The sequence below is a fragment of the Nitrobacter sp. TKz-YC02 genome (assembly GCF_049852135.1).
Taxonomy (GTDB): Bacteria; Pseudomonadota; Alphaproteobacteria; order Rhizobiales; family Xanthobacteraceae; genus Nitrobacter; species Nitrobacter vulgaris.
The window spans coordinates 2955204-2972905 of record NZ_CP180728.1; the positions used below are offsets into that span (position 1 = coordinate 2955204).

14 protein-coding genes are annotated in these 17702 nt (G+C 56.6%); 5 read left to right on the forward strand and 9 right to left on the reverse strand.

All coding sequences use genetic code 11. From position 1 onward, the window contains the following. Positions 1 to 20: 20 nt before the first annotated feature. On the reverse strand, positions 21 to 1391 hold the full coding sequence (locus ACM561_RS14185) for an O-antigen ligase family protein (protein WP_425905816.1): 1371 nt from the start codon (positions 1389 to 1391) through the stop codon (positions 21 to 23). 163 nt (positions 1392 to 1554) lie between these two features. On the opposite strand from ACM561_RS14185, the gene ACM561_RS14190 reads away from it, so the two are divergent. Then, positions 1555 to 2661, forward strand: coding sequence for a glycosyltransferase family 4 protein (locus ACM561_RS14190; protein WP_425905817.1), 1107 nt, complete (start codon positions 1555 to 1557; stop codon positions 2659 to 2661). Between the two features lie 83 nt (positions 2662 to 2744). Here the strand turns inward: ACM561_RS14190 and ACM561_RS14195 are convergent, their stop codons facing one another. From ACM561_RS14195 to ACM561_RS14215, 5 genes are all read right to left on the reverse strand, one after another. Continuing rightward, positions 2745 to 3485: a sugar transferase gene (locus ACM561_RS14195; protein ID WP_425905819.1), complete on the reverse strand. Its 741-nt coding sequence runs from the start codon at positions 3483 to 3485 to the stop codon at positions 2745 to 2747. A 15-nt stretch (positions 3486 to 3500) separates the two neighbouring features. Then, positions 3501 to 4481: an alpha-ketoacid dehydrogenase subunit beta gene (locus ACM561_RS14200; protein WP_425905821.1), complete on the reverse strand. Its 981-nt coding sequence runs from the start codon at positions 4479 to 4481 to the stop codon at positions 3501 to 3503. Next, positions 4478 to 5554, reverse strand: a complete 1077-nt coding sequence (locus ACM561_RS14205; protein ID WP_425905822.1) for a thiamine pyrophosphate-dependent dehydrogenase E1 component subunit alpha — start codon at positions 5552 to 5554, stop codon at positions 4478 to 4480. Before ACM561_RS14205 ends, ACM561_RS14200 begins: the two co-directional genes overlap by 4 nt. After that, the gene (locus tag ACM561_RS14210; RefSeq protein WP_425905824.1) at positions 5544 to 6680 is read right to left on the reverse strand and encodes a DegT/DnrJ/EryC1/StrS family aminotransferase; all 1137 of its coding nucleotides are present in this window, start codon (positions 6678 to 6680) and stop codon (positions 5544 to 5546) included. Before ACM561_RS14210 ends, ACM561_RS14205 begins: the two co-directional genes overlap by 11 nt. A gap of 134 nt (positions 6681 to 6814) precedes the next feature. Continuing rightward, positions 6815 to 7594, reverse strand: coding sequence for a class I SAM-dependent methyltransferase (locus ACM561_RS14215; RefSeq protein ID WP_425905825.1), 780 nt, complete (start codon positions 7592 to 7594; stop codon positions 6815 to 6817). A gap of 224 nt (positions 7595 to 7818) precedes the next feature. Here ACM561_RS14215 and ACM561_RS14220 point away from each other — a divergent pair, with 224 nt between their 5' ends. The 3 genes from ACM561_RS14220 to ACM561_RS14230 all read left to right on the forward strand — a co-directional run bounded on the left by ACM561_RS14220 (position 7819) and on the right by ACM561_RS14230 (position 11946). Continuing rightward, the gene (locus ACM561_RS14220; protein ID WP_425905826.1) at positions 7819 to 8964 is read left to right on the forward strand and encodes a hypothetical protein; all 1146 of its coding nucleotides are present in this window, start codon (positions 7819 to 7821) and stop codon (positions 8962 to 8964) included. A gap of 344 nt (positions 8965 to 9308) precedes the next feature. Continuing rightward, entirely contained in the window at positions 9309 to 10700 is a 1392-nt protein-coding gene (locus ACM561_RS14225; RefSeq protein ID WP_425905828.1) for an O-antigen ligase family protein, read from the forward strand. Between the two features lie 190 nt (positions 10701 to 10890). Further along, the gene (locus tag ACM561_RS14230) at positions 10891 to 11946 is read left to right on the forward strand and encodes a hypothetical protein (RefSeq protein ID WP_425905830.1); all 1056 of its coding nucleotides are present in this window, start codon (positions 10891 to 10893) and stop codon (positions 11944 to 11946) included. A gap of 16 nt (positions 11947 to 11962) precedes the next feature. Here ACM561_RS14230 and ACM561_RS14235 read toward each other — a convergent pair whose 3' ends face one another. The 3 genes from ACM561_RS14235 to ACM561_RS14245 all read right to left on the reverse strand — a co-directional run bounded on the left by ACM561_RS14235 (position 11963) and on the right by ACM561_RS14245 (position 16553). Next, positions 11963 to 13288 (reverse strand): nucleotide sugar dehydrogenase, encoded by a 1326-nt coding sequence (locus ACM561_RS14235; RefSeq protein WP_425905832.1) that lies wholly within the window; start codon positions 13286 to 13288, stop codon positions 11963 to 11965. Positions 13289 to 13368: 80 nt separating this feature from the next. Next, positions 13369 to 14670 (reverse strand): glycosyltransferase, encoded by a 1302-nt coding sequence (locus ACM561_RS14240; protein WP_425905834.1) that lies wholly within the window; start codon positions 14668 to 14670, stop codon positions 13369 to 13371. Continuing rightward, entirely contained in the window at positions 14667 to 16553 is a 1887-nt protein-coding gene (locus ACM561_RS14245; RefSeq protein ID WP_425905835.1) for a hypothetical protein, read from the reverse strand. The genes ACM561_RS14240 and ACM561_RS14245 overlap by 4 nt, the downstream gene beginning before the upstream one ends. A 249-nt stretch (positions 16554 to 16802) precedes the next feature. On the opposite strand from ACM561_RS14245, the gene ACM561_RS14250 reads away from it, so the two are divergent. Beyond that, positions 16803 to 17651 carry a methyltransferase domain-containing protein gene (locus ACM561_RS14250; RefSeq protein ID WP_425905837.1) on the forward strand — a complete coding sequence of 283 codons (849 nt, stop codon included), beginning with the start codon at positions 16803 to 16805 and terminating at the stop codon, positions 17649 to 17651. Positions 17652 to 17702: the final 51 nt, after the last annotated feature.

Here is a 17702-nt window from a genome sequence, read left to right on the forward strand (position 1 = left end):
CAATTTTCCAACTCGTTAAACTAGCGCGGATCCAATACGGCGTTGCGCGACGTCATGCAGACTAGCATGATGAAAAATGTACAGACCACCGCCGCCGGCTTCACAAAGAGAATGCTCTCCGTCAAATTAGCGATCAATAGATAGGTTACCATCGCAAGCCCGATCGAAAAATACGCCGCCGACAGGCGCCTGGAGCCGGTATCGACGACGTTGGGGCGAATGGCCCGGACCAAGATGACCGCGATCAGCGTGAGATTCAACAGCCCGCCGAGAATGCCGAAGCTGACAATGTCCTGAATATAACCGTTGTGGAATTGAGTCAGCGGTTTGATCGACGGATTGTCCGCGAAAATACTGATAAGCTGCGATACATCGGGGCCCCAGCCGAACCAGGGCCTCTGAGCAATCAGATTGCTTCCTAGCAGGTCGAGCTCGAGCCTTTCACTGACCGAGTTGCCGCCAAGAAGAAGCCCGACAATAGCGCTGCCGGACTTGTCCGATGCCGCGATCGTCATCATCCGGTCTGCAACGGACGGCAGGTAATACATCGTGACCGCAGCCATGACGACGACCAGACCAACGGCAGCCAACGCCGGCTTTCCGGTCTTGTAACCCCTTGAAATTCTTGTTCGTGCGAATGAAGCAAGGAATACCAGAAGCGCTGCGGTAGTCGCTATAAACGCAGTGCGGCTGGGCAGAACGATAAGCGCCACCTCCAGTGCAACGAAAATCATCGCTAGAAGAACTAGACCGATAACGAGCTTGCATGAGCGTGGACGTTCCGCAGAGATGATATGACAAAACAACGCGACCGTTCCAAGAAGGGACAGGCCGCAGGTCAGCGCCGCATAATTGCGGTTAAGCCTTCCAACGCTGCCCTGGCGATTGAAGGCATCGAGAAACTCTTCGACCTGATACATCTTTGGCGCGGCGATATCGAATGGCCCATTGCGCACCAGAATGAGAAGGCCGCCGATGACGAGGCCGCCTAGAAACAGGGTCACGAGCGTGTCCCTATGCAGTCGCAGACGATCGCAGGCGGCGCTGAGCGGGATGGCTAGCAGCGGCCCCAATGCGATAGGGAGGTGTTTCCCCAGACTCCCCAGGTGATGTCCTGGCAGTCCCGCTGAGGTCGAATAAATGGCGGACGCAGCGACGTAACCTATCCAGACAAATCCGAGAGCTAGCGGCCCATGTGCGAAACTTACTCGTCTGCGCGTCAGCAGAAACAGCGCCGCAGCGGCAAGTGCGCCGAGAAGGATTTCACAGACTGAAGTCGCGTTGAACGAAGTGATCGCGATTGCCGGAACGCAGGCGATGGTGACGTAGGCCTCATAAATAGAGCCTGTATTAGCCGAATTGCGAGACAAGCTGGGCGCGCTATCAGACACGGAACTCTTTCATGGAAGCTCGCCAATTTCCGAGGATCGGCCGGAACGCGCTACACTCACAACATTCCAACTATCCGATATATGATGGCTTATGCGCTGGGAAGTGGGTACTCTCATGGCATTTGCGATGGGCAGCCGGCCGATTTAGAAGGAAGACGAAATTTTGAAGATTGCGCTGGCCCTCTTTCAGTTCGATCGTCGCGGCGGCAAAGAACGCGACTGTTTGGCGATTGCCAGATCGCTGGCGGAACGAGGTCACGATGTGACGATCGTAACCACGTCGCGACCTGCATCCGAAGCCAGGCCATACAGGATCGTCACGGTGCCGAGACGGGGGCTGACAAATCATGCGTTAGCCCGCAACTTTGCCAGCAAAACAATGAACTACTGTTCCGAGGCGGGATCGGACGCGTGCCTGGCATTCGAACGGATCCCGGGCGCCGAGTTTTATTATGCGGCCGACAATCCAGCTGCCTTTAAGGTTCGCGGTGTTCGATCGCTGCTGCCGCGTGGCCGAATCAGGCTGGCGCTCGAGCGCGGCGTTTTCGAACAATCGCCATGCCCGTTCTTTTTTTTTCTCACCGAACAGCAGCGCTGCCAGTTTGGTGCCCTTTATCGCTTCGACGCATCACGCAGTGTGGTTTTGCCGCTCATTCTTCACGACGATCGCTACGACATGGCCGCAGCCGGTAGCGACCCGGCTCGCATACGCCAGCAACTCAAATTGCCAGCCACGAGCCCGGTGGCGATTTCGATTGCGGTCAGTTCCGCCCTCGATAATAAAGGCGTGGATCGTTCCCTCGCAGCCCTTTCGCATCTGCCGGATTTGTATCTGGTCGTCGTCGGATCGGATGACCGCCGCTTAAAACGCCGGGTCAAGGCATTGGGACTCGAGCGACGCGTGCGTATCGTGCCCCACGCGTCGAATATCATCGAGCTGATTGCAGCGGCTGACGTTCTTGTCCATCCCGCACGTTCTGAGGCGGCAGGTCAGGTAATTGGTGAAGCGCTGCTGGCGGCAACGCCCGCGATAATCTCGAGCGTATGCGGCTACGCGCCTTGCGTCGAGCGTTCCGGTGCCGGCGTCGTTCTGGAAGAGCCGTTTCGCCAGGACGCGTTTGAGCAAGCCATCTCTGGCACCCTCGCGCGACTGCCCGTCGCACGTGCGGCGGCGGCGCGCGAATCGCAGCGTCTGCAGCATGAGCGTGGAAAGTGGCTCGCCGTTATTGGCGATGAAATCGAGCGACGAATCGGCAGCGGTAGCCGATGACGTCCTGAATTCGGTCGGGGACTAAAGATTGAGAACCGGAGTCTTGAGGCGCGAGTTGCCGACGCGCCCAACCGAACTATTCGTCAAGATACAACCTGATCCCGTGTCGTCACGATCCCGGTGGCGCCCGGCGGCGGCGCAGGAACCAGTGGCGTGTCACGCCGGGCAAGGTCGATCAGGTCGGTTGGTGCACCCATCCGGGTCAAAATATCCGACACGCCTCGCAATGCGGACGCCCGCGAGACGGAGGCGACAGCCGTGAGCCCGATTAGTTGTAAGTCCAACCGGATGCTCGAGTTGGCGACATAAAACAAACCGAGCTTCGATTTACCTGGCCTGATCAACTGATTGTAGGCGATGTCCGGATCTGCCTTGCCGTTTAGGATATCACCCTCGTCGGAAAATACGATCGACGCGAAATCAGTGATGCCGGGTCGCACGCTGAGCAGTTTTTTCTCTTCCCGCGTGTAGAGATCGGTCTCACGCTTCACGTTGGGCCGCGGACCAACGAGACTCATCTCTCCCTTTAGAACGTTCCACAACTGGGTCAATTCGTCTAGTTTGTACTTGCGGACAAAACGCCCAACTGCAGTGACCCGATTGTCACCGGCTGAGGTGGAATCAACACCTGTCTTATCGGCGTTCTTGATCATCGAACGCAACTTCACCATCCGGAACGGACGGTCATCCTTGCCAGTGCGCGCAGCGATATAAAACGGAGAGAACCCATCTTGCCGCCAGATCAGAAACATTGCGGGCAGCAGGACTACGCTCGTGCAGAGCAATCCGACGGCGGAAATCACGATATCGAAAAGGCGTTTCATAGCAACGATCGCACATCAAAGGAGGGAACGGGCGGCCGCAACCACGTCCCATGCCTTGGTATAGTAGGCGTCTTCTAACGGCTTCGAAGTGGGAGCAGGCGCATCGACCAACGTCACCCGCCGCGGCGGGGATTTCCAGACCGAGATCGGTAGGCTCTCCGACGCAACCGCAAGCAACTCACCGGCAAAGCCGCAAGTTCTCCAACCGCCGTCGACCGCGAGCAAACGACCGGTTTTTCGCACCGATTCAACAATCGGCGTGTGATCGAGAGGATTCAGAACACGAACGTCAACGACCTCAGCGGAAATGCTCTGTTTCGCCAGTTCATCGGCAGCCTGCATAGCGAGACGAACCGAGAAGCTCGCCGCCGCAATCGTGAGATCGGTCCCCTCACGGCACACACGCGGACCCTGCCGTGCCAGGTCGAGTTCGACGATGGGTGTCTCGGCATCATCCCAATCGTAAAGCCAGCGATCGTCGATGTAGAGAACCGGATCGTTGCAGAGCGTCGCGGCGATCAGAAGATCACGCGCATCAGTCGCCGTTGCCGGCATCACTACGCGGAGGCCAGGGATATGCGCAAACCACGAATGCAGCGCCTGGCTGTGCTGCGCACCCTGTTCGCCACCGCGATTGATGATGGCGCGGATCACCAGCGACGGGCTAACCTGCCCACCCAGCATGTGGTGCCACTTCGCCGCCTGGTTGACAATCTGGTCTACCGCGAGAAGCATAAAATCGATGCGCGGATGAATAACGATCGGGCGGTATCCGAACAGAGACGCTCCGACAGCCGCTCCGGTGGTGGACAATTCACTGACCTGACTGTCTATTACGCGCTCGCGACCGAATTCCTTGTCCAGATCAGTCATCGAAGACCCGACGTACCAAGGACTCCACAACCCCTGGCCGATCGCAAATACATTTGGATATGCCTTGAACAAATAGCCAAAGCCCGAGCGGATACCCTCCGCATAGGTCATTCGTCCGTTCATTGTTCGTCCCGCTGATAGACAAAATCGAGCAGGTTGGAGATGGGCGGATAAGACGCCTGACGAGCACGGAGCAATGCCTCATCGCATTGCGCACGGATATCTGAGGTCAGAACGGCAGCACCATTTTCCGCCAGCGCGCCCCGCGCGACCAATGCATCAACCAGTCGGCGCACGGGATCGCGCTTCTTCCAAGCAGCTAATTCTCCAGGCTGACGTCGCACGCCAACGTCGATGTCCTCGTTCGGCCCAACATGCCCTCGCCAGCGATAGGTGACTGCCTCAAGAAATCCTGCACCCTCGCCTCGCCGCGCCCGCGTAGCAAGATCATCCATTGCACGCGACACCGCAACGACATCGTTGCCGTCAACCGTATGAGATCGCACCGCATGCGCGGTAGCAAAACGCGCCACTGAGTTTTGCGGTTGACGCAGATGAATATCGAGGTGGCTTGAGAACAGATTATTCTCGCAAACAAAGACAATAGGCAATTTCAAGATTGAAGCCATATTGAGGGATTCGTGCAGCAGTCCCTCTTCGGCAGCTCCATCGCCGAAATAGCTGACGGCAATCGCACCGGCGCCATCCATTTTGCAGGCAAGTCCGGCGCCCGTGGCTATCGGAATGGTGGCTCCAACAATAGGCACCGATCCATGGAAGCCGACCTCGGGGCCGTAAAGATGCATCGAACCGCCCATTCCCTTCGACGAGCCGGTTTCCTTGCCGAGTACTTCGCCGAACAATTCGTCAAGCCCACCGCCGACCGCAAGGTAATGCGAATGGCTTCGGTGCGCACCGAAAATGCGATCCGCCGCCGTCAGTTGCGCCGAGACGCCGACTGCAACGGCTTCCTGGCCAATGCCGAGATGACAGGGGCACCGCGCCTCGCCACTTTGAGCAAGTTCGCCGATCACTTCCTCGGCGACGCGAATCCGCAACATATCGCGCAGTTTCGACAGCGCCCATGCGCTGTCGACCTGAGCGAGATCGAGCGACCCGGTAAAGGCGTTGGGATCGGCGAGCGCGCCGAGCGTATCCCGAAAGCCGGTCGCGTATCCGTACTGGTTAGCGACCATAAAATGCGCGGATCGAGTTGGCCACGTGGTCGACGTCTGAGTCGCTCATCGCAAGATGAAGCGGAATCATGAGGCAACGCTCGAACATCCGGTCAGTCTTCTGCAGCGGCCGTGAGGACAGTCCGAGAGCCTTGATCTTGTGCAGCGGCTGACCGGCCCACTGAATGATCGAGCCGACGCCCATCCCCTTCAGATATTCTTTTAGCGAATCCCGGCGATCGGCCTCGATCTCATAGTTCTGGTAGATATCGAAGTGCCGCTTATCGGCGTCCGGCGCGGGCGGAAGATGAAGCTCTGGGACTTCCTTCAGGAGTTCATGATAACGTGCGGCAATCCAGCGGCGACGCTTCATGGCGTCACCGTAGGTGGTCAGCTTATATTTGAGAAACGCCGCTTGAAGATTATCCAGCCGCGAGTTCGTGCCCCACATCACGAATTCGCCGTGCTCGTTGCGGCCGTGATCGGCCGCCGTTCGCACATATGCGGCGATCCTGTCGTCGTTGGTCAAGACCGCCCCGCCATCGCCGAAGCAGCCAAGCACCTTAGCTGGGTAGAAGCTGATAGTGCCGAAGGCGCCGAACAGGCCAGCATGAGTACCATTAAAGCGCGCACCAAGCGCTTGGGCTGCGTCCTCGGCCACGATCAGCTTGTGCTCAGCCGCAAGGGCGCGGATGGCATCCATATCGGCACAGCGTCCGTTGAGTTGGGTCGGCATGATGACGCGCGTTTTCGGCGTAATAGCTTCGCGGATCGCAGTCGGGTCAATCATGTGGTCCGGTCCGCAATCGACCGGTACCGGAACCAGTCCAGCAAAGTAGGCAGCATTGGCAGTCGCCACATAGGTATGCGAAGCCATGATGACCTCTGAGCCCGCCGGCAATTCAAGCGCACGCAGCCCAAGCAGGATGGCGTTCGTTCCGTCTGCCACGCCGATAGCATGCTTGGCGCCGGTGAACGCCGCAAGCGCCGCCTCGAATTCCCGCAGATCCTTCTGCATGATGTAGGCGCCGCGACCGCAGACATCGAGAAAGATTTGGGTGAGACCGGCCCGATCCTGTTCGAATAACGCAGGATAGTCGAAGAATGGAACTTGTCGCGCAACAACCGCGGAGGCCAGCATATTCATCAGCATCTCCCCTCATCCGAATCGAGGCCGCCAACGGCTCGGCAACGGCGATTCGTTCTAGTCAGCAGTCTATGACCACGCAATAGACAAGGCATACGCCCAAGTGCCGGGTCGGCAACGCTCCCCAAGCAAGCTCAAAGACGCTGGGCAGCGCAGTAGACGACCCTGTGCCGCCGATCGGGAACACCGGCCGGGACTGGGTCCGGCGGTGCATAATCAATCATCCCCTCACCGATCTCGATCGGCATGCGCACAAGAGAGCCGAACACGATCCGCTTCAGGAACTTCTTCCCGTTCATCGTCTTAGGCATCAGATTCATTGCAACGACCGCTTTCTTCAACGGCACCAGCGCGCGCTGCCAGAGCGGAGCTGCCTCATAGGTCCAGTAGCCGAAAAAGGTCGTGGTGAACCCGGCCGAATCGAACAACCGGCCTAGTTCCACAACGCCATGATAGATTCGTGAATAAGGGCTCGGGTTGAAGTCAGGCATGTCCTTGTTGGAATTCGTCACCAGGACGTACCCGCCCGGACGAAGCACACGGCGGCATTCCGCAACGAACGCGGTCGGCTCCGGCAGATAGTACAGCGCCTCGAAAATAATGACCACGTCGAGCGAACCGTCGGCGAAAGGCAGTGCCTGTGCATCGATGGTTTGCGTCGGTACGCGGTCGCCATAGTGAGCGCTGACACGTTCTACCAGCGCAGGATTGATGTCCCCCGCCCGGACTGAATGAGCGCACTGCGCAAGGTAGCCCAACCCGAACCCGCTGCCGCAAGCGACCTCCAGCACGTCCTTTCCCTTGCAATAAGGCGCAGCCCAATAATAGCGATAACAGGCGCTCGCCACCTGCTGTCGCGTCACCTCGTCGCCAGCAAGCTCGGTGATCGTGGTGAAATCCGTAGCCGTTTGCATACAACTATCAAATCAACTGTGTTTTCAGTGTATTACAGGCTCGCGAAGCGCTCGTCGGCGCCTGCGCGTCTTAAAGCAAGCCATCCCGATTTGCAACAAGCCCTATTTTGGCGATCTCAAATGCTTGCGGGCATGATAGGCCTTCCCTGCCGAGACCCACATCTGGCCCCACGAATTCATATTTCGACAACGCGAGGGCCTGCGATGGAATCAGAACAGGCTCCATGACACCTCGCTCACTCGTCGGCTACCTGCACGGCGCCTTCTGGAAAGTCCTCGCGCTTCTGGCGAAGGCCGCCTTTGTCTTCCTGATCGTTCCACGGCTCGCAGACGGCGTTTTCGGCGGATACAGCCTTGTCGCGACGGTGACCATGTTGGTCGCGATCGGGTTGTCGCTTGGCGCGCTCGATGCGCTTCCGGTATTTGCGGGCGGCCGCAAGGCCGTCGAACAGAGTCTTGCCCCGCTCTTTCATCTTGTCCTGATCGCCGCGGGTCTTTGTTTCGCAGCATATGCGATCATTGGTGGCGTCGCCCCGATTGCCGCAACCGTGGCGGCCGTCAACCTCAGCTATCTGATCCTGTCGGGCATCCTGCGTTCAAGTCGACCGCATTACTATGAACTGCTGACAAACCTGCCGACCCCCCTCTTCGTTGGACTTTGCGCAGTTCTCAGATCTCCCGATCTCGAGCGCCTGCTTTTGCTGTTCGCCGTGGCGAACCTGGTAGTCGTGGTCGGCATCGGCGCATGGAGTGGCCTTCTGTCCTCAAGCAGCCGCAGGCAACGCACCTACTCGGCGGCGGTCGCACGCCGCCTCTTGAAGACCGGCAATATCAAAAGCCTTTCCACGATCCTGCTCCTCGTCGACTTTCGGGCCCTGATCCTTGTGCCGGGGGTCCTGTTTGCGACCGTGCCTGCGGATACGCTCGCCATGGCCCTCGCGCTGGCAGAGGCCGTTTGGCAACTCGGCATGGTCGTCGTGAACCGAAGCTATTCGCGCTACTGCGCCGGGATCGGAACTCTCGCGGATTCCGTCAGGACCGCGAGCGTGCTCCTTGCAGGCTTTGCCCTGTTAGGATGCACCTTCATCTGGCTCCCGATACCCTTCACCATCCGCGGTTTTGACTGGCCATTGATCGGCTGGGCGCTGCTATTCTTCGCCGCCATGATCGCACTACTAGAACTGCGTTACTTTTTCTGGTCGCGTGGCCAATACGACTATCAGATCATTCTGGCACAGGTCGGTATCGTCGCCGTTCAGGCACTCGTCGTCGCGTTAGTGCCCGAGCACGTTTGGCTACCGGCGTCAGCGATCGTGTTGCTGACAGCAACCATTTCGTTGTTGGCAATCCTCTCTAGAAGACGAAAATGATCCAGCTGCCAGCGCACTCGTTCCAGGTACGGGGGGCTCGTGTCGGCGCACCCATTTCGCATAGCTTCTGCAGCGCCGCCCTCGAATGTTCCGCCAGGATCTTCTCGGTCATGTTGTTCAGGGCGCGGAAATGCATTGATAGAGGGTCAACGACCAGTGCTCTTACCCTCCAGCAGAACGCATCTTCAGCCGCCGCCTGTATCTGACGAAACAAGTTCCAGCAGCTCGATCTTGCCGTCAGGCTGGCGGCATATGCAGTGCCGTAGGGATAAACAATCTTGTAGACGGTCAGAGATTTTCAGGTAGAAATCTCCGACTCATCGCGATAGGAGCGATACTCCAGCATGGATTTGAAGATTGTGCCTACAAACGATGACGTGTTCGTCGAAAGGCGCGCTTTTGACCTTCCTAATGTGCTGGGCATAATCGCCACCGCTGCTTTGACGATCTCTATCCTCGCTGGCAAACTCGCTTTTCCTCGTCTATTTGGCGAGACCGATACATCCCCGCATTGGCTTGAAATACGGCTGCCTGCCTTGCTGGTCGCGGCCGGGTTGGTTGCGGCCATCTTACTTCAAACAAAGCTAAGCTCTTTTAAGCATTTCGCCAAAGATGGCATTTACTTCGCGTTCTCCGTAACGGCGTTGGCCGCCTATCTCGTGGTGCGAAGCCTCGGTCTCGATAGTAGTGCCCCCGCCATCATCGATAATCTCTATCTAACGGCCCAAGTCTGGCTTCTAGTATTGCTAGCAAGCAACCGACAATGGGCAAGTGCTATCGCAGGCACCTCCCTCGCCACAGCGGCTCTGCTATTCCTGCTCGCCTTGGCTGGAGTTAACAAGGCGGAGATCAATGGTCTCGGTTGGGCACCCATTGGCGGCGTAATTACATTCTATCGAATAGAATTTCTGGGCCTATGTGTCTCGCTTTATCTTTACCTCCGCGGCAACAAGCCGATCATGTTGCCCCTGATCGGCGTGTTTTTCTTTGCAACATTGGCTACACTCTCGAAGGCAGCCGCTCTGTCCGCTATCGTCGCACTCGGTATCGTATTTGCGGCGCTCCTGGCGAGGCGGAGAGTACTTAGTCTGGCGCTGCTGTTCATTTCTCTCGCCATCGCCTTTTCGATCTGGAACGTTCGATTCAATTCTTCAATGTCCAAGCGCATTTCGGAGGCTTTCGTCGTTTTCAACAACCCTACAATTGGGGAAGCCGGACCGAACCATGGACAAGATGGAGTCAGGCTGAATCCGGGACAAGATATGGAGATCCGGATCGACTATTGTCTCCTTTCCGCTAAGAGAGAGGAATGCCAATCCAAGGTGATCACCGATCGGTCCGGACGAGCGGTTTTGCTGACAGTGGCCTTAAGTGGCTTCATGTCATCACCCGTTTTCGGAAACGGCTTGGGACAGTATGTCGTCAACAGCATCAACGTCTACAACGGAGCACCGGAGCCTTATAGGTACCCGCATAACATTCTGGCTGAATGGATGTTTACGGGTGGTCTCGTCGCGCTCGCGCTCGCCATGGTGATGCTGGCTTTGGCAGCAAAACTCTGCTGGCAAGAAAGCGATCGATCGCTTCCATCAAGTGCCATCGTGTCTTTCATAGTCTTCGTCTTTTTGACCGCATTGGCGTCCGGCGATCAATACGACCTACGCCTTTTGCTCTGCGCCGTCGTAATTCTCGGAGCAAGGCCAGGAGGTCAGCGAAGTGAAACAGAGAGACTTTGATCCTCTGCAATTTCTCCCATCGACGACGTGGTTCACGTTCTACCTTGTACCACTCCTTTACACAGTACCAGATTTTGGCAAACTTCAGGGCTTTTCGGCTGTATTCATTTTCATTTGCCTAGTCGCGGGTGACTATCTAGCGAGCCGAGGACGAGCTTTTCGCCACGACCGTGATCAACCGCACCCGATATTGATCGCCGTTCTGACGGCGCTGGTGGTGGTCCTGCCCGTTGTTCATATTGCGATTGCTGGCGAGGTGCCGTTGCTCAAGGCGCTGCGGGCGCATTCGATCGTGGCGGCAATCCCGGAGCGGGAGCATTTCAACAAAGGCATTCCTCAGATTCTATCCTACTCTTTCCAGTATGTGTTGACCGTGTTCGGTCCACTGCTGGCCGGACTTCTTTTGTATGCCCGACGCTATTTGGCGACCGGTGCCGTGATTTTGTGGTGTACGACCTATGCCTTATCGAGCGCGGCAAAATGGCCGGGTTTCATCTTTTTGTTGACAGCAACTGTCTTGTTTATCGCGCTACGTCGACCAAGATTGCGTGCAGCCGTACCCATTGCAGCGGCAGTCTGCGGTTCAATTCTACTGCTCGGGACGCACTACATGTACCGCACGCTAATACCGTGGCAGGCAGCTGGCGGCGCAGCGCAGGAGATTGCGGTCCTCGAGCACAGTGGAGCGAGGGTCGGGCTCGGCGACCTGTATCGATTGAGCGAAGCAACCGACGGACCTACCCGTTTCGGGCATGTCGGCGACTATCTCATTTACCGCACCTATTTTGCACCCGTGGAAGTTTCGAGCAGATGGTATGACTATTTTCCCGAGGCATACGGGCGTTACTTGGGGCTGGACGGGATAGTCAGGTCGACCCTTTCCGGACGCTCACCATCGAACATTATTGGGGTTGAAGTCTATAAGAAGCTCTTTCCATATAGATACTACGATTCGACTAGCGCATATGCATCGGTGGACGCCGACGCCAATGCACATTGGGGCCTTCCTGGCGTCATCGTCTTGGGATTTCTGATGATTTTCATGCGCGCTGTCTCGGTGATAGCGACCGATACTGCACTCGGTAAGATCGCACAAACAGCCAACGTCATGATTTTCACCATGGTGCCATATCAAGGATCGCTACAAGCAATGCTCATAGCGCACGGCGCGTTGCTTCTTATTGCGGTGCAGGTCTGTTGCTGGTGGCGCACGACAGCCAGTTGCCCGTCGAGAGAGTCCGCATAATGGCGCGCGCAGCTCTCTACGCCGATACGATGTGCCCCCCGGTCAATCCCCGCTTGCCGCAGGCATTGCGCGTATCGACGATAAGAGGCGCCCATTTCACCAGCGCAGCATAATCGACATCGTCGTGGTCAGTCGCAATCAACACCGCATCGTATAAATTGATGTTCGGGCCGAATGCTACGGATTTCCTATTAGCCAGTTTTGCATGCTCGCGCGTCGGAGGAACAACCGGAACATGGGGGTCATAGAAATCCACAGTCGCCCCGCGCGCTTCAAGCAACTCGATCAGGACGAGCGATGGGCTCTCCCGGACATCATCGATATTTTTCTTATAGGCGAGCCCAAGCACTAGAATACGAGAACCATTCAGCCCCTTTCGCTGCTGACGATCGAGCGCAATCGCAAGCTCGTTAACGACGTAGCCTGGCATGTTGGAATTGATCTCGCCGGCCAGTTCGATAAACCGCGTGGCAATTCCGAATTCCCTAGCTTTCCATGTGAGATAGAACGGATCAATCGGGATGCAGTGACCACCGAGCCCGGGACCGGGATAGAACGGCATAAAGCCGAATGGCTTTGTCTTGGCCGCTTCGATCACTTCCCAGATATTGATCCCCATCTTCTTGTAGATCACCTTCAGTTCATTCACAAGGGCGATATTGACAGCCCGAAAAATGTTTTCGGTAATCTTCACCGCCTCAGCGGTCGCGGCTGACGACACCGGAACCGTCTTTGCAATGAAGCCGTCATAGAGGGCGACCGCCATTTCGCGTGCGAGTGAATCATCTCCGCCAATGACCTTCGGAATTCTGGTGGTAGTGAAATCGGGATTGCCGGGGTCCTCGCGCTCAGGAGAAAACGCGAGGAAAAAATCAACACCGTCGCGGAGTCCGCTTTTCTCAAGGATCGGCCGCAATACCTCACGGGTTGTTCCCGGGAATGTCGTCGATTCCAGAACGATCAATTGCCCCCTGCGTAAGTTCGCCGAAACCACCTCCGCGGTCGACTCCACGAATGACAGGTCAGGCTCAAGATGAGAAGTCAACGGAGTCGGAACGCAGATCAGGATGGCGTCGGCTTCCCGCAGACGAGAGAAGTCCGACGTGGCCTGGAACCGGCCGGTCTGGTTGGCCAAGCCGATCTTATTCGCTTCGATGTGCTTGATGTAACTTTGTCCTTTCGCCAGCAGCGCCGGCTTTTCGGGATCAATATCAAAGCCGATCACGCGCGAGCCTGATTCGGCGATCGCAAGACAAAGCGGAAGGCCGACGTAGCCAAGGCCTATTACACCGACAACGGCCTCTCGGCTCCGAAATCTGCCTACGCTATCCTCACCTGACATATTTAGCTTTCTTTGCGACTGGTAACGGTGGCTCAGTGCACCATAGGTCTCTGTAAAATCGGACTTATCCGACGAATAGCCTATAAGGCCACCGCACGATCAGACGCAATATTCTTGTTGCAAAGACCTTCCGAAGCTAAATGCTCCAGGTGCTCACAAAAGCTATCGTAAATCCGCTGTGGATCGAACAATTCCTTGTAAACCTCACGCGCCATCCGTTGCTTCGTCTCGAACGACGAACGATCCGCAGAGATAAGCTGCAAACACCTGGTCGCAGAGGCTACATCACCCTCATTATAGAAATACCCCAGACCGCGCGCTTTCAATAGCGAACGGACCTGCCCGGTTAAGCCGGTCATGATCGGCAATCCGGCACCGAGGTATTCGCCAACTTTGTTGGGATAGTGCACAACAAAATCAGATGTCGAGAAATAAGGCACCGCTCCATAGTGGCACCGCCGCAGCAGAACGTGAATTTCGGCGGCAGTTCTCCAGCCGGCAAAAACGATATGCTTTTCAGTCCGACCCAGTGCGCGCAGTTCGTCGTCCTGATCGCCCTTACCACAAATGACGAGTTTCGACGTCTGCTTGTCGGTCTCCGGAAGCTGGACCGCTCCCTGTACCAGCGTCTTGATGTCCAGTCGGCGGCTCAATGTCCCCGCAAAACATCCAATGGTTTGCTCCCTCCCAGGCATAATGCCCAACTCATCCCAGAACCGTTCCGCATCGTGAACGTCTGACTGCGCAGGTGGGATTGGATTAATCGCGAGATGAAAGGCTCGGTCGAGCGGCCCACGCGGGCGACCACCTCGCTGTAAAGCCCAATCCACGAAACCGTCGGTCACACCGAGAATGGCGGTCGCATTCCTGACGGTGTAGCGAAGCGACCTGTTCCAATAGGCGACCGCGGGCATCGCGGCGATGCGGCTCAGACCCGAAGCATACTCTGCGATGATGTCAGGCCACATGTCCCTGAAATCGACGGCGACCGGAACGCTGTTCGAGCGGGCAAAACGAACGGCGGCTTCAGCCAGTTCAATCGGCGGATATCCGCACAAGATCAAATCCGGACGAGGCATCGTCGGTGCCAGTTGTTCAAAGGCACGTGCGTTCTGCACGTGACTGACGATGCGCCTTATCGATACATTCTTCGAATAGAGCCGGCCGTAGAGCAGCACCAGCTTGTAACCTTCAGGCCTGTCCGCGATCGTCGTCGTCGACGCGCGCTGTTCCTTTCTCTGATGGTTGACCGTGGAATTCCACCAGGTCACCTCATGGCCGCGGTGGGCCAGGCGCTCCGCCATGATACCCGTTCTCAGGAGACGCGGCTTGCCGGTGTCCGACGGGATCTCCTCTCCGGTATTGACCAGCCAGATTCTCATTTTGACTTCGGCTTCCAAAGAACATGGGTTTCGTTTTCGTATTCCGTCCGGCTTCGAACAATCTCTTCGTAATCGAGAGGAAAGTTCAAACCCACAGCCTTCATCACGGTGTCTGGAATCGGTCGGTGGCCCGCCGGTGCCGTTAGTACCCAGGCACTGCCGAGCTGATCGCGCGGGACGATATCAAGCGCTCTTCTTGTGAACTCTTCGCTGTTTGGATAGCCACCCAACAGCCAAGCCGAACCGATCGGCAAGCCTTCCAAAAAGAAAATGGTCGAGGGTGCGGTTCCCGTCAAATCGATAATCGGCGTTGATCTGGCAAAACCCGACATGAGAGCCGCCTTTTCGATTTGGCGAAAATAGCGGACCGAGGCCGGATCCAGACATATGGGGAGGCTTGAACGTCCGATCCAGATGCACTCGTTCTGCGCCCACAATGAATGCGTCAAGCGGTAGGGTTTCGATGCCGCGCCGACCAGCGCCGCAAACGTTGCGCAGACAAATCCGACTCCGATCCATTCGACGATCCGACCGTGCGCAGTCGGAAACAAAGCCATTGCCAGTAAAAAGACAACTGCGATCCAGAATACCGAAGCAAGTCCGCTCAACAGATCGATGGTGTTTCCGCTGCCAAACCCGAAGGCGATCGGAACCCAGCAAAGCAGCAGCGCTGTCCAACATGCCTTGGCTCTATCGTCGCTATCAAGAGACCGGCTGATCAAGGCCAGCAGCAAACTGGCCAGAATGACCATCGTCAGTACCGAGGATAGACTCCACCAGACAAGCACCGACGCCGCAATGAGGACGAGAATGAACGCGAGATTGAGCTTCGATGCCCGAAAGATGGAGGTAACAAGAAGCGCGATAACCGTGCTTAAGGGGATCAATCGCGCGACCGACTGGCCACCGTCGTCGGCAACGATTTTCATTCCGATGCAGATGCTGACTGCCACAACAGCCAGCACCGCAAGCACATGGAGCCATGGACCGGTTCTATCCAGGCGCCCTAGTTGAACAATCAGAAAAGCAATCGCCGCGGCGCCGAGAAAGAAAATCCAGTCGAGGTGCGAAAACGTATACCAGAACTGATCCCTGATCGAAGGCAAGAAAGGCGGCCTCAACAGGCTAATCAAGTCAAAACCCAGACGGTAGTGATCGACCAAACCTTGAAATGTCCCGCCAATCGCAAGCGCGATCACCGCACTGAAAATCAAAGTCAGAAACGTTGCCCAGATCAGCGAAACAAGGACCTCGCGCCGCTTATGGACAACCAGAAAAATCATGGCGAACAGCGCCATCGGGAAAGCGGTCGAAGGCCTCGCCATCCAGATTGCAATCGCACCCAAGCTGGTCAGCCCAGCACTCGATACCATCCGAAGGCCATACATGCGGCCATCGCCGCCAGCGCTAAAGAGCAAGCCGGCGGTGAATAACAAACATCCCGCGAGATTCAGCAGATTGTATCCGGGAGAAGGCAGCCACCAGCTATAAAAGAAAAGGACCGTCGTGGACAGAGTCAGAACAGCCGACAACGGCAATTCCGGCCTCTCGGGAAGCCACCGATAGACATACGATCGAATGCTACAGCCGAATGCAAAGGCTGAACCGAGAAGAAGACCCCCGCCAGCCCACCGCCAGGCAACGACGTTGTCCGGAAAAATCAGCGCGAGAGGATGAAAGAAAAATCCGGTCGCGGTGAGGAAAAAGGAGTATTCCCAGGGATCCTTGATCCAGTTCAGGTAAAAGCCTTCGTCGGTCAGATCGAGACCGCGCGTACAAAATAAAATAAAGAGACCCACATTCAAGGCCACCAGAAGGTAGCCTGCAGCACGCCAGAATTTCCAGACCAGCAACCCGTCTGTATCCTCCGGTTTCGCGCTCACGCTATGCATCCCTGTCGCGACTGGCTCCGCCACGGCCGCCGACAGCAACCCGAGCTCTGATCAAAGTCCTAGGCCGGAATGGGTTGAATTGCAAAATGTTCCACTCCCGGACCATTCTATGGTATCCGGATCGAATTATCCCCGATCGCGTCAGCTAGGAAACGCGTCACAGCCGACGAAACAGTGGAATGCAACGTGTTGCGATTGACAGGCACGACAGACCGCCAACAGGAAACGCGTTTGGCGAAAGTGCGCGAGGCGCTCTGCTGCCCGACATGCCGGGCTGATCTCACCGATACCCCATCCTCCCTTCGCTGCTCCACATGTTCGGCGGAATATCCTGTCAGGGGCGGAAAAATCTATTTCATCGAAGTTCCCGACGCGACGGACGAACTCGATATCGTCAAATATCGGCTAAAGAAGATCCTGGGAAAGGCCTACTACGCTTTGGGGATTACGGTCTTCGCACCGACGTTTCCGTTCAACTATCGCGCCGCCGTTTTGCGCTTCTCGGACCCGGAGAAACAGCTTGTCATCGATATCGGAGCGGGCAACCACCGAATCGATCCGCAGATCGTTACGATAGACCTGTTCGATTATGCCGCAACCGACATCGTATGCGATTTGAGCAATCTGCCGTTCCGGGATGAATCCGTTGATGCTTTCATATCGCGGTCCGTTCTTGAGCACGTTCCCGGGTTGACGCAGATTTGCAAAAATCTCGCACGAGCGACGCGCGAAAACGGTTTGGCGGCACACCTGATCCCGTTCATGTTTCCGTTTCACGCCTCCCCTCATGACTATCAGAGGCTGACACACGTCGGCGCGGCCACTCTCTTTCCGGGCTTTGAATTGCTGGAGCAACGTAACGCAACAGGTCCATTCACGTTACTGACTCTGCTGCTGACCGAAGTCCTGGCCGTGATTTTTTCATTGGGCAATGAGCGCCTCAAGGCATTTCTGTACTTGATTTTTTGTCTGGTCTTTTTTCCGATCAAGTTTCTTGATTTTCCGTTTGTCGGGCGCCGCTCCATGCTCGGGATTGCACCGAGCATCTTTACGGTGACACGCAAGACAAGAAATCTAGAAGTTGTATGACCGCCATCTCTGGACAGACCGATATTCGCATCAGGGGTACGGAAAAGTGAA